This window comes from Aeromonas bivalvium (genome assembly GCF_046078285.1).
Lineage (GTDB): Bacteria > Pseudomonadota > Gammaproteobacteria > Enterobacterales > Aeromonadaceae > Aeromonas > Aeromonas bivalvium.
In genome coordinates, this window is sequence record NZ_JBGXBV010000009.1 from 138,971 (window position 1) to 154,295 (window position 15,325).

11 protein-coding genes are annotated in these 15,325 nt (G+C 63.0%); 4 read left to right on the top strand and 7 right to left on the bottom strand.

The annotated features are described in order from the left end of the window. Window positions 1-10: 10 nt before the first annotated feature. The 6 genes from ACEUCR_RS17500 to ACEUCR_RS17525 all read right to left on the bottom strand — a co-directional run bounded on the left by ACEUCR_RS17500 (window position 11) and on the right by ACEUCR_RS17525 (window position 7,231). Window positions 11-1,000: a serine/threonine protein kinase gene (locus ACEUCR_RS17500; RefSeq protein WP_392441769.1), complete on the bottom strand. Its 990-nt coding sequence runs from the start codon at window positions 998-1,000 to the stop codon at window positions 11-13. 97 nt (window positions 1,001-1,097) lie between these two features. Then, a complete protein-coding gene (ccoG, locus tag ACEUCR_RS17505) occupies window positions 1,098-2,549 on the bottom strand; it encodes a cytochrome c oxidase accessory protein CcoG (RefSeq protein WP_111874126.1) in 1,452 nt (483 codons plus the stop codon). Between the two features lie 196 nt (window positions 2,550-2,745). Beyond that, window positions 2,746-3,009 carry a YihD family protein gene (locus tag ACEUCR_RS17510; protein WP_041998932.1) on the bottom strand — a complete coding sequence of 88 codons (264 nt, stop codon included), beginning with the start codon at window positions 3,007-3,009 and terminating at the stop codon, window positions 2,746-2,748. A 31-nt stretch (window positions 3,010-3,040) separates the two neighbouring features. Then, on the bottom strand, window positions 3,041-4,195 hold the full coding sequence (locus tag ACEUCR_RS17515) for a GGDEF domain-containing protein (protein WP_041998929.1): 1,155 nt from the start codon (window positions 4,193-4,195) through the stop codon (window positions 3,041-3,043). A gap of 125 nt (window positions 4,196-4,320) precedes the next feature. Next, window positions 4,321-4,710 (bottom strand): Cu(I)-responsive transcriptional regulator, encoded by a 390-nt coding sequence (cueR, locus tag ACEUCR_RS17520; protein ID WP_041998926.1) that lies wholly within the window; start codon window positions 4,708-4,710, stop codon window positions 4,321-4,323. A 148-nt stretch (window positions 4,711-4,858) separates the two neighbouring features. Further along, window positions 4,859-7,231 (bottom strand): heavy metal translocating P-type ATPase, encoded by a 2,373-nt coding sequence (locus tag ACEUCR_RS17525; protein WP_408791643.1) that lies wholly within the window; start codon window positions 7,229-7,231, stop codon window positions 4,859-4,861. 366 nt (window positions 7,232-7,597) lie between these two features. On the opposite strand from ACEUCR_RS17525, the gene pgi reads away from it, so the two are divergent. Further along, window positions 7,598-9,247, top strand: coding sequence for a glucose-6-phosphate isomerase (gene pgi, locus ACEUCR_RS17530; protein WP_408791645.1), 1,650 nt, complete (start codon window positions 7,598-7,600; stop codon window positions 9,245-9,247). Window positions 9,248-9,603: 356 nt separating this feature from the next. On the opposite strand, the gene ilvC is transcribed toward pgi, so the two are convergent. Next, entirely contained in the window at window positions 9,604-11,085 is a 1,482-nt protein-coding gene (ilvC, locus tag ACEUCR_RS17535) for a ketol-acid reductoisomerase (RefSeq protein ID WP_408791646.1), read from the bottom strand. A gap of 225 nt (window positions 11,086-11,310) precedes the next feature. Between ilvC and ilvY the strand changes: the two genes are divergently transcribed. From ilvY to ACEUCR_RS17550, 3 genes are all read left to right on the top strand, one after another. After that, entirely contained in the window at window positions 11,311-12,204 is an 894-nt protein-coding gene (gene ilvY / locus ACEUCR_RS17540) for an HTH-type transcriptional activator IlvY (RefSeq protein ID WP_408791648.1), read from the top strand. Window positions 12,205-12,305: 101 nt separating this feature from the next. Further along, a complete protein-coding gene (locus ACEUCR_RS17545) occupies window positions 12,306-12,497 on the top strand; it encodes a hypothetical protein (RefSeq protein ID WP_041998914.1) in 192 nt (63 codons plus the stop codon). A gap of 76 nt (window positions 12,498-12,573) precedes the next feature. After that, window positions 12,574-15,150 carry a bifunctional acetate--CoA ligase family protein/GNAT family N-acetyltransferase gene (locus tag ACEUCR_RS17550; protein ID WP_408791650.1) on the top strand — a complete coding sequence of 859 codons (2,577 nt, stop codon included), beginning with the start codon at window positions 12,574-12,576 and terminating at the stop codon, window positions 15,148-15,150. The last annotated feature ends 175 nt before the right edge of the window (window positions 15,151-15,325 follow it).

The window sequence follows — 15,325 nt, forward strand, 5'->3', positions numbered from 1 at the left end:
GGGGCGGGCGTCACCAGCCCGGCATCAGTGCCAGGGGCGGGGCGTGCAGGGCCGCCAGCTGATCATGGAGGCTGGCGATCTGGCTGCGCCAGTAATGTTCGGTATTGAACCAGGGGAAGTGGCGGGGGAAGGCGGGATCCTCCCAGCGCCTGGCCAGCCAGCCCATGTAGTGCACCATGCGCATGGCGCGCAGCGGTTCGATGAGCGCCAGTTCGCGATGGTCGAACGTCATGAACTCCTCGTAGCCCGCCAGCAGGGTGTCGAGCTGGATCAGCTGCTCGCTGCGCTCCCCCGAGAGCAGCATCCAGAGATCCTGGATGGCGGGGCCGGTGCGGCTGTCATCCAGATCCACGAACAGGGGGCCGTCACGCCAGAGGATGTTGCCCGGGTGGCAGTCGCCGTGCAGGGCTATCTGGGCCACGTCGAGGCGCAGGGCATCGGTGACGTGCTTGGTCAACTCATCGAGCAGGCCGAAGAACTCCCGGGCCAGACCGCTCGGCAGCCACTCCCCCGCCGCCAGCAGCGCCCGGGGTTCGTGGAGCATGCTCTCCACATCGAGCCGGACCCTGTGCTGGAACGGACGGGCGGCCCCGATGCGATGGATGCGGCCGAGGTAGCGTCCCACCCACTCCAGCTGATCCAGATTGTCGACCTCGAACTGGCGCCCCCCCACGCTGTGCCAGATGGCGAAGGGGTAACCCTGATGCTCGAGCAGGGTCTCGCCGGCGAAGGCGATGGGCGCCGCCACCGGGATCTCCGCCTCGCTGAGGGCGGCGGCGAAGCCGTGCTCCTCCAGGATCTGGGCCCGGCTCCAGCGGCCAGGGCGATAGAACTTCACCACATAGCGGCGGCGATCCTCGTCCTGAAACTGATAGACCCGGTTCTCGTAGCTGTTGAGTTCGATGAGGCCGGAGTCGACACGCAGGCCGCTGAGATCCAGCGCATCCAGGATGAGATCGGGATTGAGGTCGGAATAGTTGAAACGCATGAAATCCACCATGAACAAGGGGCGCCGATGCGCCCCATTCTATCACTCCCCCGGCAAATGACTGGCAAAACTGGCCCGCCATTTGCCCAACGCCCGGCGCCTCCCGGGATCAGAGCCGGCTGATGAACTTGCTGGCCTGACGCAACTCGGCCTTGCCATCCTCCGCCGGCGCATCGGTGCGCCTGAGCACGAACTGGATGTCCAGAGTCGGCCGTTTCAGGTTGTAGGGATCCACGGCCAGGCTGATGGGCAGGGTGTAGATCTCGCCCGCCTTCAGGGTCACTTCCCGCGGGCCGAACCACTGGTGCTCGGGCAGCCCTTCCACGTCCAGCTGGAATCCCTGGTCATGGAGGGTCTTGTTGAGGATCTTGAGGGTGTAGGTGTTCTCTATCAGCCCCTCGCTGTTCTCGCGAAACAGCTGGTTGCGGTCACGGATGATGTCCAGCCCCATGGGCATGATAGACATGGCGTTGTAGACGAACACCCCCAGCATGATCACCATCACCAGGCCATAGCCAATCAGCTTGGGACGCGCCACATGGGTGCTGTCGTGTTCCAGCTTGTGTTCCGTGGTGTAGCTGATCAGCCCCTTCTCATAGCCCATCCGCTCCATGGTGTTGTCGCAGGCATCGACGCAGGCGCCGCAGTTGATGCACTCGTACTGCAGGCCATCGCGGATGTCGATGCCGGTCGGGCAGACCTGCACGCAGAGATCGCAGTCGATGCAGTCCCCCAGCCCCAATGCCTTGGGGTCCGCCTTGCGGGCACGGGGGCCCCTGCTCTCACCTCGCTTGGCGTCATAGCCGACGATGAAGGTGTCCTTGTCGAACATGGCGGACTGGAAGCGGGAATAGGGGCACATGTGAATGCACATGATGGCGCGCATCCAGCCGGCGTTGCCATAGGTGCAGGCGGCGAAGAAGATGACCCAGAAGCTGACCCAGCCCGAGGTGGCGGCGCTGAAGAACTGGGGCACCAGCCGGGTGGCATCCTGGAAATAGGCCACGAAGGTGAGACCCGTACCCAGGGAGAGCAGGATCCAGGCCAGGTGCTTGGCACCCTTGCGCAGCAGCTTGTCGGCGCTCCAGGGGGCCGCATCCAGCTTGCGGCGCTTGTTGGCCGAGCCTTCGAACTTCTCCTCGAACCAGATGAACATGAAGGTCCACACCGTCTGCGGACAGAGGTAGCCACACCAGACCCGACCGAGGAAAGTGGTCACGAAGAAGAGGGCGAAGGCGGCGATCATGAACACCCAGGCCAGCAGGGTGAGATCCTGAGGCCAGATGGTGGCGCCGAAAATATGAAACTGCTGATGTTCGAGATCGAACAGTATGGCCTGGCGGCCATCGTAACGAAGCCAGGGCAAGGCGACGAACAGCACCATGAAGAACCAGCCCATCAGCTTGCGCAGCCGCTGCCAGCGCCCGGTCTGGGCCCTCACATAGATGCGATTGCCCGGATTGAACCTGTCATCGCCGGACTTGAAGGCATTCGGGTTGAAGGTCCCGGTCACGCCCTTGTCGGTGACATCCTTGATGTCGATCTTCTCCTGCTCGGCCATTGCTACCCATCACTCCGTCAGTTGTTATGGCGCGGATTATATCTTAAACAGCCTGATAACAGTGTGGGTTTAATGTGTCGAATATTGGAGCGCGCTCGCAATTCACGGCAACAAAAAAGGCACATCGCCGGTTGACGACCTGCCTTTTTCAAAGATTCCATTGAAGCCTTTTCGTGCGATCAGCCCGGAGTCGGGATCACTTGATGCCGCGCGCCTTGAGCAGGGCTTCCTTGAAATCGGGCACATGATCCTTGGCCAGCCCCGGGATCATGGCCTGCTTGTCGGATTCACGCATCTTGAGGTGATAGATCAGCATGTCATCGGTCAGCTCGGACAGCGGCCCCTCGAAGCCGGCCTCCTCGGCCAGCTTGGCCACAAACTGCACCAGGGTGAGATCCTGCTCCTTGATCCAGGCAGGTTGCAGCAGCTCGAGCAGCTCTTCGATACGATGACATTGCATAGACGACCTCTTTAAATCTGTCAGGGGTGAATCAAGCCACCTTTCCCATCAAGGCGACTTCGATCCGATCCCGCCCATTATGCTTGGCCTGATAGAGGGCCGCATCCGCTTTCTGCACTAAATCCGCAATAGTGGCATGGTTATCCGGTACCAGGGTCGCCACCCCGAAACTGCAGCTCACCCGGCCAGAGACCAGGGACTTCTGATGGGGAATATGGATCTGCTTGAGGGCGTCGCGCACCTGCTCGGCCACCTGCAAGGCCCCCTGCATGCTGGTGCAAGGCAGCAGCAGGGCGAACTCCTCGCCCCCGTAACGGGCCGCCAGATCGTCTTCGCGCCGCGGCACCCTGGCGAGCAGAGCCGCCACCTGCTGCAGGCACTCGTCACCGGATTGATGGCCATAGTGATCGTTGAACTGCTTGAAGTAATCCACGTCCACCAGCACCAGGGAGAGGGGAGCCTGGGCCCGGTGGCAACGGCGCCATGCCTTGGCCAGACAGTGATCCAGATGGGCACGGTTGGCGATCCCGGTCAGACCGTCCCGACGGGAGGCGAGTTTGAGGTGCTCGGAGACCTGCTTGAGCTCGGCCACCAGATTGGCATTGGAGAAGCTGTGGTACAGGGACGCGGCCTGATCCCGGCGCAGGCGACGCAGCAGGGTCGGCAGGAAGATAAACAGGTAACCGGTCAGCATGCAGGCGACGATCCGCTCCTGCTCATTGCCCTGGCCCAGCTCGAACAAGATGGTGAGCCCCAGGGGCAAGACGGCGCCATAGAAGGCGCGCCGACTGCCGAACAACATGATGGCGCTGCCGGTCAGGATCAGGCTGGCCAGCATCATCATGGCGGCGCGATAGGCGTCGGGCAGCGCCCCCATGTAGAGCAGTACCCCGAGGGACCAGATGATGGAGGTGATGGTGACCCCGACGAACAGCTCGATCTCGAGCTGGGCCAGGGCCGTGCTGTCCAGCCTGGCACGACGCCAGCGCAGGTGCCAGGCCCGGGCGCAGAGCGACAGCAGCACCAGACCGAGCCAGCTCCACGCCTCGAGGGCGGGCAGGTAGTCGTGGAACAGCATGGACCACGCCAGAGCCAACAGTGCCAGACAGGGCAGACTGAACGAGGCATGGGTATAAAGCTGGACCATGATGGCCTGCCTGACCTGTCGTGTCACACTCTGGCTCAAGGGGGGGAACTCCGTTTGCAATAGCCGCCTAGTCTATCCCAGCCCCCGGCGGCCAACAACAAATGGCCACTTATTAACCACTCCATCAGCCAGGAGCGGGCCAAAGGACGACGAGCGACCCCGACTCAGCCCCGCTCCAGCTCGTCGAGAATGGGGCACTCTGGCCTGTCATCACCGTGGCAGCAGGTCACCAGCCCCTCCAGGCTGCTCAGCATGGTTTGCAAACCCTGGATGCGGGCCTTCAGGTCGACGATCTTCTCCTGGGCCAGCTTCTTCACCTGGGCGCTGCTTCTGTGCTTGTCACGGTACAGGGCCAGCAGCTCCTGGCACTCCTCCAGGTTGAAGCCCGTCTCCCGCGCCCGCTTGACGAAATGCAGCTCGCGCACCGTCTCCTCCCCATAGCTGCGATAGCCGTTATCGCTGCGAAGGGGCGCCGTGATGAGGCCTATGCTTTCGTAGTAACGAATGGTCTTGGCACTGAGGCCGGTGGCCTGGGCGGCCTTGCTGATGTTCATCTATGACTCCTGATATCGGGCCCGCTGCCGGGCCTGAACTAGCTACCGAACAATGAGTGATGCAGGGCGCCCGCCATGGCCTGCCGCTGCCGTTTTCTGTCTGTGACTGTCGAGGGGGCGAGGGTCCTCGTGCTGGCTCCCCGCCCCTTCATCCCTGCCCGGCCTTGGGACGCCAGCGCTTGAGCAGCAGGGAGTTGCCGAGCACGGTGACGCTGCTCAGGGCCATGGCGGCCCCCGCCAGCTCGGGGCTGAGGTAGCCCAGTGCCGCGAGGGGAATGCCTGTCACGTTGAAGGCGAAGGCCCAGAACAGATTCTGACGTATGGTGCGCCAGGTCGCCGCCGAGATGTCGATGGCATCGGCCACCAGCCGGGGATCTGCTCTCATCAGCGTGATGGCCGCCGTCTCCATGGCCACATCCGATCCGGACCCCATGGCGATGCCGACATCGGCCGCCGCCAGGGCGGGGGCATCGTTGACCCCGTCACCGACCATGGCGACCCGCCCCTGCACCTGCTCGCGCAGCGCCTCGACCCGGCCGACCTTGCCGTCAGGCAAGACGGAATCGAATGATCCTGTCAGCCCCAGTTCGCCGGCGATCCGGGCCACGGGGCCAGGGGCATCGCCGCTCACCAGCCAGCTGTCGATGCCGCGCGCCCGCAGGTTCGCCACCGCCTGACGGCTCTCGGGACGCAGCTTGTCCGCCAGGGCGGCCACCCCGGCCAGTCGGCCCTCGATGGCAACCCAGACCCGGGTCGCCCCATCCGTCTCCTCAACCGGGTCGACCACCAACCCCAGGCTCGCCATCAGGGCCGGATTGCCGATGGCGACCCTGTTCCCCTCGACCTCCCCCACTATGCCGCTGCCGACCCGCACCTCGACCCCTTGCGGTTCGGGCAGAGAGGCCTGTGCCTGGCTGGCGGTCATGGCGCGGGCCAGGGGATGCTCGCTCGCCTGTTGCAGCGCCGCAGCAAGACGCAGGGAGGCGGCGTCACCGCTCCAGCTCTGCAACACCGGCTTGCCCTCGGTCAGGGTGCCCGTCTTGTCGAAGATGACCGCCTTGATGTCATGGGCTTTTTGCAAGGTATCCACGTCCTTGATCAGGATGCCGTGGCGCGCCGCCACCCCGGTGCCCGTCACTATGGCCGCCGGGGTCGCCAGACCGAGGGCGCAGGGACAGGCGATGACCAGCACGGCCACCGCCGCCAGCAGGGCATGGCCGAAGTCCCCGGCCCAGGCCCACCACAGCAGCAGGGTGAGCAGGGCGACGGCCATCACCAGGGGCACGAACACGGCGGAGACCCTGTCCACCAGCTGCTGCAGCGGCGCCTTGCCCATCTGGGCACGCTCGACCAGGGCGATGATCTTGTTGAGGCTGGAATCCTCCCCCACGGTCGTCGCCGTGATGGTCAGTACCCCGGAACCATTGATGGCCCCCCCCAGCACGGGCTCGCCGACTCCCCGCGGCACCGGCATGCTCTCGCCGGTGAGGATGGATTCATCCAGCTCGCTGCTGCCCTGGCTGATGGTGCCGTCCACCGGCACCCGCTCCCCGGCCAATACCCGGATGAGATCGCCACGCAGCACCTCGTCCACCGCCACACTGGCCCAGTCTCCCCCCCGTTTTACCGTGGCTCGCTCGGGGCGCAATGCCATCAGCTCGCGAATGGCCGACTGGGTACTGCGCCGGGCGCGGGCCTCCAGCAGCTTGCCGAGGGAGATGAGAGTGATGATGAGGGCGCTCGCCTCGAAATAGAGGTGACCCGAGGCCTGCGCCCCCAGACTGAGCCAGAGATAGAGGCTGTAGAAATAGGCGGCGCTGGTGCCGGTGGCGACCAGCACATCCATGTTGGCGGCCCTGTTCTTCAGGGCCAGCCAGGCCCCGCGGTAGAAGCGCCCGCCGATCCAGAACTGCACCGGTGTGGCCAGCGCCCACTCGGCCCAGGCTGGCAGATGCCAGCTCAGCAGGCCGGCCATGGTCATCATGCCCGCCAGCAGGGGCAGGGTGAGCAAGGAGGCGATCAGCACCTGATGCAAGGCGCGTCGCGCCTCCTGCCGCTCCTGTTGTTCCCTGGCCTGCAACTGCTGCTGACGGGCGGAGACGCTGCCGCGCACCTGTTCGGCGCCAAAACCCAGTGCGACAATCTGGTCGCGCACCACGGCAGGGCTCAGGGGACCGGGCAGCAAGGTGATCAGCGCCCGCTCGGTGGCGAAGTTGACCTCGGCCGACAGGGCGCCCGGCAGGGCAGCAAGGGCCCGCTCGATGCGACCGGCGCAGGCGGCGCAGCTCATGCCGCTCACCTGAAACTCGACTCGCTCGCCCACCACCTCATAGCCTTGCTGGCGAATGTGCGCCACCACCTCGGGCAGGGAGGCCTCATCCTGCAGGGTGACGGCGGCCTGCTCCAGGGCGAAATTGACGCTGGCCTCGACGCCGTCGATACGATTGAGGGCCGCCCCGATGCGACTCGCGCAGTTGGCACAGCTCATACCCTGAATGGGCAGTTGGATGGTGGTGGTCATGGCACGTCTCCCGTGATGCGACTCATGCACCAACATTAACCTTTACTGTAAGGGTAAGCTCAAGCGTCAATCGCCACATAAAAGATGGCGACGCAGGAGGAGGCTGAGGGCGCAGGCCATGGCGGAACCACCATGAACTCGCACCTTCGCCAACCCGCCTGGGGAATAAAAGATGAGCAGGCTCAATGCCGCTGTCATGGGGCTGGCTCATAATGCGAGGGTTTTGAATGTACACTGGGTGCGGCCAGGACGAGACACTCTGTTACATGAGTCCACTCACCGGCTCGGTATACTAACCACAATAATAAGGTTTGGCGGGAGCCTTGCCTGCAAGGTTCAAATACAACTTGGAATCTCAGGAAGTCTATGAAAAACATCAATCCAACCCGGACCCAGGCCTGGCAGGCGCTGGAAACTCACTTCGCAGCCAACAAAGAGATGCGTCTCAAGGATCTGTTCGCACAGGATCCCCAGCGTTTTGACAAGTTCTCTCTCACCTTCGGTGGCGACATTCTGGTCGACTACTCCAAGAACCTGATCACCGAAGAGACTCTCAAGCTGCTCATTGATCTGGCCAAAGAGACGGATCTGCGCAGCGCCATCGACGCCATGTTCAACGGCGACAAGATCAACATGACCGAGGGGCGCGCCGTCCTGCACACAGCCCTGCGCAACCGCTCCGACCGTCCCATCGAGGTTGACGGCAAGGACGTGATGCCGGAAGTGAACGCCGTACTGGCCAAGATGAAGGGCTTCTGCGAGAAGGTCATCGGTGGCGAGTGGAAGGGCTACACCGGCAAGGCGATCCAGCACGTGGTCAACATCGGCATCGGCGGCTCCGATCTGGGCCCGGTGATGATCACCGAGGCCCTGCGCCCCTACAAGAACCACCTGCAGATGCATTTTGTCTCCAACGTCGACGGCACCCACATCGCCGAGACGCTCAAGAAGATTGATGCGGAAACCACCCTGTTCCTGGTGGCCTCCAAGACCTTCACTACCCAGGAGACCATGACCAACGCCCTGACCGCCCGCGACTGGTTCCTGAGCCACGCCGGTGACAAGGCCCACGTTGCCAAGCACTTTGCCGCCCTCTCCACCAACGGCAAGGCCGTGGCCGAGTTCGGCATCGATACCGACAACATGTTCGAGTTCTGGGACTGGGTCGGCGGTCGTTACTCCTCCTGGTCCGCCATCGGCATGCCCATCGCCCTCTCCCTCGGTTTCGAACACTTCGAGGCCCTGCTGCAAGGCGCCTTCGAGATGGACATGCACTTCGCAACCAAGTCCTATGAGCAGAACGTGCCCGTGCTGCTGGCGCTGATTGGCCTGTGGTACAACAACTTCCATGGTGCCGAGTCCGAAGCCATCCTGCCCTACGATCAGTACATGCACCGCTTCCCTGCCTACTTCCAGCAGGGCAACATGGAGTCCAACGGCAAGTACGTAGACCGCGACGGCAATCCGGTCGACTACCAGACCGGCCCCATCATCTGGGGTGAGCCGGGCACCAACGGCCAGCACGCCTTCTATCAGCTGATCCACCAGGGCACCAAACTGATCCCCTGCGACTTCCTGGCGCCGGCCATCAGTCACAACCCCATCGGTGACCACCATCCGAAACTGCTGGCCAACTTCTTCGCCCAGACCGAGGCCCTGGCCTTCGGCAAGAGCAAGGAAGCGGTAGAGGCCGAGTTCCTGGCCGCCGGCAAGACGCTGGAGCAGGTCAAGGATCTGGTGCCGTTCAAGGTGTTCGAAGGCAACCGCCCGACCAACAGCATACTGTTCAAGAGCCTGACCCCGAAGACGCTGGGTGCCCTGATCGCCATGTACGAGCACAAGATCTTCGTACAGGGCGCAATCTGGAACATCTTCTCCTTCGACCAATGGGGCGTGGAACTGGGCAAGCAGCTCGCCAACAAGATACTGCCGGAGCTGGGCAGCAATGACGCCGTCACCAGCCACGACAGCTCCACCAACGGTCTGATCAACACCTGGAAATCCTGGAAAGCCTGAGTTTTCCTGCCTTTCTGAATGCAAAAGCCCCGCTCGATGAGCGGGGCTTTTTTATAGGCTTCAAGCTGTCTGCTTGCATCATCCAGACGACTGGCCAGGTGTCTAAGCCAGCCAGTAACGGGGATCGTCATCCCCGCCCCCTTCTGATGGCCCGCAGCTAAGGTTTAGCCGCCGACGGCGATGCGCTTCATGTCCTTCATATAGCCACGCAAGGTCTGGCCAATCTTCTCGCACCTGGCGTGGTTACGGGTCATGCCAGATTAGCCGCCGACGGCGATGCGCTTCATGTCCTTCATATAGCCACGCAGGGTCTGGCCGATCTTCTCGCACCTGGCATGGTTGCGGGCCATGCCAGATTAGCCGCCAACAGCGATGCGCTTCATGTCCTTCATGTAGCCACGCAGGGTCTGACCAATCTTCTCGATCGGGTGGTTACGGGTCGCTTCGTTGGCAGCCAGCAGGGCCAGGTTGTCCACCGCCTTGCTCTCGGCACGGGCACTGCCCAGGTCCCCTGCTTGCAGGGTCGGCATGAAGTGCTCGCGCAGCAGCGGCACGGCGGCGTTGGCGAACAGGTAGTTGCCGTACTCCGCGGTATCTGAGATGACCACGTTCATCTCGTACAGACGCTTGCGGGCGACTGTGTTGGCGATCAGCGGCAGCTCGTGCAGAGACTCGTAGTAGGCGGACTCTTCATAGATGCCGGAGGCCACCATGGTCTCGAACGCCAGCTCGACACCCGCCTTGACCATGGCCACCATGACCACGCCATTGTCGAAGTACTCCTGCTCGGCGATCTTGCCGGCATAGGCAGGGGCATTCTCGAAGGCGGACTTGCCGGTCTCTTCGCGCCAGCCGAACAGCTTGGCATCGTCTTCGGCCCAGTCAGCCATCATGCCGCGGGAGAACTCGCCGGCGATGATGTCATCCATGTGCTTCTCGAACAGCGGACGCATCAGGGTGCGCAGCTGCTCGGAGAGCTCGAAGGCACGCAGCTTGGCCGGGTTGGAGAGACGGTCCATCATCAGGCTGATGCCGCCCTGCTTCAGGGCCTCGGTGATGGTCTCCCAGCCGAACTGGATCAGCTTGCCGGCGTAGGCCGGGTCAGTGCCCTCGGCAACCAGCTTGTCGTAGCAGAGCAGGGAACCGGCCTGCAGCATGCCGCACAGAATGGTCTGCTCGCCCATCAGATCGGATTTCACTTCCGCGACGAAGGAGGACTCCAGCACGCCGGCACGGTCGCCGCCGGTGGCGGAGGCCCACGCCTTGGCGATGGCCATGCCTTCACCCTTGGGATCGTTTTCCGGGTGAACGGCGATCAGGGTCGGCACACCGAAGCCGCGCTTGTACTCTTCACGCACCTCGGTACCCGGGCACTTGGGCGCCACCATGACGACTGTGATGTCGGAACGGATCTGCTGACCCTCTTCCACCACGTTGAAGCCGTGGGAGTAACCCAGGGCAGCCCCCTGCTTCATCAACGGCATCACTGTCTTCACCACGTCGGAGTGCTGCTTGTCCGGAGTCAGGTTCAGCACCAGATCGGCGGTCGGGATCAGATCTTCATAGGTGCCGACCACGAAGCCGTTGTCGGTGGCCTTCTGCCAGGAGGCGCGCTTCTCGGTGATGGCGGCCTGGCGCAGTGCATAGGAGATGTCCAGCCCGGAGTCACGCATGTTCAGGCCTTGGTTCAGACCCTGGGCGCCACAGCCCACAATCACCACCTTCTTGCCCTTCAGCACCTCGCAGCCATCGGCGAATTCCGCTCGCTGCATGAAACGACACTTGCCCAGCTGGGCCAACTGCTGACGCAGGTTCAGGGTGTTGAAATAGTTCGCCATGGTGATTGCTCCGTTCGATTGATTCCGTGCCGCTATGGGCGTTGACCAAACCACTATAGCGCGGGACAGATATTGCTTGAACTGATATATTCGAAACAGTACGTTGCAGTAATTGAAATGTTATTCTTCGCAATCTCAGACCGCCTCCCTGCCCGGAGCATGACTTCCGACACGCAGCCAGGGCGGATATATGCGGCCCATGGGCCGTTTTGCAGGATTTCAACGATGGACCTTCGCAATCTCGAGCTGTTTCTCCACCTCGCCGACTCCCTTCATTTTGGCAAGAGCGCCGACGCCATGGCGGTCAGCCCCTCTACCTTGAGCCGCGCCATCCAGCGCCTGGAGCAGGAGACCGGCTGCGTATTGTTCGAGCGGGACAACCGCAGCGTGCGTCTCACCCCGGCCGGGGAGAAGCTGCGGGAATTCGGTGGCAATCTGTTGCAGGAATGGCGCCAGCTCAAGCAGGCTCTCAAACGCAGCGACGAACCCTTGCAGGGGCGGCTGCGGGTGTTCTGCTCTGTCACCGCCAGCTACTTCCTGCTGCCCGATGTGCTGGAGCGCTTTCGCCGCCGCTACCCTCAGCTGGAAATCAAGCTGGAGACCGGCGATCCGGCCCTGGCGGTGGAGAAGATCCTCGGCGAGGAGGTGGACATCGCCATCGCCGCCCGCCCCGATGCCCTGCCAGCCAAGCTGGAATTCGCCAGCCTGCAGCAGGTGCCCCTGGTGTTTATTGCCCCCCGCACGGCGCCACAACTGAGCCAGTGGTTTCGCCAGGGCGAACCGGACTGGGAGCGGCTGCCCCTCATCCTCTCGGAGCAGGGACTGGCCCGTAAACGCTGCGATCAGTGGTTTCGCAACAAGGGCATAGCCCCCAACATCTATGCCGAGGTGGCGGGCAATGAAGGCATAGTCGCCATGGTGGCCCTCGGCTGCGGTGTCGGCTTGGTGCCCGCCGCCGTCATCGACCACAGCCCCATGGGGGAAAAGGTGCGTATCGTCGAACCCAAACCGGCCCTCAAACCCTTCGATGTCGGTATGGGGGTACTCAAGAAGCGCCTGGAAGAGCCGCTGGTCAAGGCATTCTGGGACACGGCCAAGAGCCAGCACAATTACGGCTAGCGGTGCTGCCGCCATCTTGATGACAGATCTGACAGCTAGCGCCACCGACTCCTTTGACTACACTAGGCTCCCTCAACCCATGCCAGAGCAAGGAGTCGCCCATGAAAGATCATCTCGTCGAAATCAGGAGCCCTGTGCTGTTTGAGGAGTATCTGCAAAGCATGGGCCTGCCCAGGGCAAGCCTGGAACAGGAGCAGGAGATCTATCTGCAGGATCGCCATCTGGCGGCGGTGCGCCGCATCCAGGGGGAACTGAGGTTCTATCTGGTCGCCGCCGAGCTCGGCAAGCGCTGATGGCGCATCTGGTCACAGAAGCCGCAGCCGAGACAGGGTAGACTCAGGCTCTGTGCCCAGCAACGGATGCCTGCCCATGAAACCCAGTGGCCTGGATCGGCTCTTCAAACCCCAGTCAATCGCCGTGATCGGCGCCTCGAGCAACCCCCAGAAGGCGGGCCATGTGCTGATCCGCCACCTGCTGGCGGGCCAGTTCCAGGGGCCCATACTGCCGGTCAGTACCGACAGTCAGGCCATCGCCGGTGTACTGGCCTACCCGGATGTCGCCAGCCTGCCGCTGGCCCCGGATCTGGCCATCATCTGTACCCGGCGCGAGCGGGTACTGCCTCTGGTAGAGGCCCTGGGCCAGCGCGGCACCGGCGCCGTCATCATGCTGGCCGGGGAGTTCAGCGATGAGGAGCGCCTCGAGCTGCAGCGACTGCGCCACCAGTACGGCATTCGCCTGCTCGGCCCCAACAGCATGGGCCTGCTGTTGCCGGGGCAGGGCATCAACGCCAGTTTCTCCCCCATCGCGGCCAAACCGGGTCAGGTGGCTTTTCTCTCCCAATCGGCGGCCGTGAGTACCACCATCCTGGATTGGGCCAAGCAGCACGAGGTGGGGTTTTCCGCCTTCGTCTCCCTCGGTGATCACTGTGACATCGACTTCGGCCAGCTGCTGGATCAGCTCTCCCGCGACAGCGTGACCCGCGCCATCCTGCTCTATATGGACAAGCTGCACGATGCCAGGCACTTTCTCTCGGCTGCGCGCGCCGCCTCGCGCAACAAACCCATCCTGGTGCTCAAGAGCGGTCGCCATGATCCGGTCAACGGCCTCGACAACGTCTATGACGCGGCCATTCGCCGGGCCGGCATGCTGCGGGTACGCGATACCCATGAGCTGTTCGCCGCCGTGGAGACCCTCAGCCACTCCCTGACCCTCAAGGGGGAGCGTCTCGCCATCATCTCCAATGGCCGCGGCCTGGCCAACATGGCGGCGGACGTGCTGCAAGAGCGGGGCGGCAAGCTGGCGGGCCGTCCCCAGGATATAGGCAGCGATGCCGATATCCAGGGTTACTGCCGCGCCCTCGACACCGTGCTGCAAGGGGACGAGGCCGATGCCATCCTGCTGATCCATGCCCCTTCCCTCACGGCGCGAGGGGTGGAGCTGGCCCGCAGCCTGATCGATTACCTCAAGCAACATCCCAGGGCCAGACGCTTCAACCTGCTCACCAACTGGGCGGGGGAGTTCTCGGCCCAGGAGGGACGCCGCCTGTTCAACGAGGCGGGCATTCCCACCTACCGCACCCCGGAGAGTGCGGTCAACGCCTTCATGCACATGGTGGAATACCGCCGCAACCAGAAACAGCTGATGGAAACGCCGGCCTCCCTGCAGGGGGACAAGGTGGACCTCGCCCTTTGCAAGAAGCTGATCCAGCAGGCATTGGAGCGCAAGCAGCTCAGGCTGGATACCCATCTGGTGCAGCCACTCCTCCAGGCAAGCGGCCTCGCCACCCTGCCGACCTGGATCGTCACGGACGCCATAGAGGCGACCCTGACCGCAGAGCAGATAGGTTACCCGGTGGCGGTCAAGCTGAGATCCCCCGACATAATCCACAAGTCTTCGGTACACGGGGTCATGTTGAACCTGCGAACTTCGACCGAGGTGGCCCAGGCCGCCGATGCCATCCTGGACAGGGTGCGCCAGCATGATCCCGGCGCCCGCATCGAAGGTCTGCTGGTGCAGCGCATGGCCAGACGCAGCGGCGGTCTTGAACTGAGGATCCGCATCCAGCAGGATCCCGTGTTCGGTCCCGTGATCCTTCTGGGGGAATCCGGCGCCGACCCTCAGGAGATGGTGGCCGCCCTGCCTCCGCTCAACCAGGCACTGGCCCGCTACCAGATCATCGAAGCCCTCAAGAGCCGCAAGATCCGCCAACAGGCCGGTCCGGCGCCACTGGATATTCCGGCGCTGGCCCAGGTGCTGTGCCAGCTCTCCGAGTTGCTGCTCGCCTTCCCGGAAATCCGCGAGCTGGATCTGCATCCTCTGCAGGCCTGCGGCAACGAGATGGTGGTACTCGATGCTGGTCTGATCCTGGCCCAGCCCGAGCCTGAAGCAGGAGTGACCCTGGCCATACGACCCTATCCCACCGAGCTGGAAGAGGGGGCCTGGTTGAAAGACCACAGTCATGTGCTGCTGCGCCCGATCCGGCCGGAAGATGAACCGGCCCACAAGCAGTTCGTGCTCAAGGTCTCCGATGAAGACAGATACAAGCGCTTCTTTGCCGACGTGGGGGAACTGGGCCACGAGGAGCTGGCCCGCATGACCCAGATCGATTACGACCGGGAGATGGCCTTCGTCGCGGTCGGCCAGGACGGCGCCTGCAACCAGCAGATCCTGGGGGTGGTGCGAGCCATTTCGACCCCGGACAAACGGGATGCCGAGTTTGCCATCCTGGTGCGATCGGATCAGAAAGGGCTGGGGTTGGGCACCCTGCTGATGGAGAAGATAGTGCGCTACGCCAGGGAAGCGCAGATAGGCCAGCTCTCAGGCATGACCATGCCCAGCAATCGCGGCATGATCAATCTGGCCAAGCGCCTCGGCTTCAAGATCGATATCCAGCTGGAAGATGGGGTGGTCAATATGGAATTGCCCTGTACAGAACTGGGGCTGTGACACAGGAGAAATAGAAGACTTGGCCACTTCTCGCTTGAAAGTGGCTGATTTCAGGCAATAAAAAACCCCGCTCATCGAGCGGGGTTTCTTGTATTGGGTGCCTGGCAGTGTCCTACTCTCGCATGGCGAATGCCACACTACCATCGGCGCTACCGCGTTTCACTTCTGAGTTCGG

Bases quoted from the DNA above. Each gene is read 5' to 3' on its own strand.
- ACEUCR_RS17500 (WP_392441769.1), bottom strand. From the start codon at position 1,000: ATGGTGGATTTCATGCGTTTCAACTATTCCGACCTCAATCCCGATCTC.
- ACEUCR_RS17525 (WP_408791643.1), bottom strand. From the start codon at position 7,231: ATGACCACCACCATCCAACTGCCCATTCAGGGTATGAGCTGTGCCAAC.
- ACEUCR_RS17550 (WP_408791650.1), top strand. From the start codon at position 12,574: ATGAAACCCAGTGGCCTGGATCGGCTCTTCAAACCCCAGTCAATCGCC.
- pgi (WP_408791645.1), top strand. From the start codon at position 7,598: ATGAAAAACATCAATCCAACCCGGACCCAGGCCTGGCAGGCGCTGGAA.
- cueR (WP_041998926.1), bottom strand. From the start codon at position 4,710: ATGAACATCAGCAAGGCCGCCCAGGCCACCGGCCTCAGTGCCAAGACC.
- ilvY (WP_408791648.1), top strand. From the start codon at position 11,311: ATGGACCTTCGCAATCTCGAGCTGTTTCTCCACCTCGCCGACTCCCTT.
- ilvC (WP_408791646.1), bottom strand. From the start codon at position 11,085: ATGGCGAACTATTTCAACACCCTGAACCTGCGTCAGCAGTTGGCCCAG.
- ACEUCR_RS17510 (WP_041998932.1), bottom strand. From the start codon at position 3,009: ATGCAATGTCATCGTATCGAAGAGCTGCTCGAGCTGCTGCAACCTGCC.
- ACEUCR_RS17545 (WP_041998914.1), top strand. From the start codon at position 12,306: ATGAAAGATCATCTCGTCGAAATCAGGAGCCCTGTGCTGTTTGAGGAG.
- ccoG (WP_111874126.1), bottom strand. From the start codon at position 2,549: ATGGCCGAGCAGGAGAAGATCGACATCAAGGATGTCACCGACAAGGGC.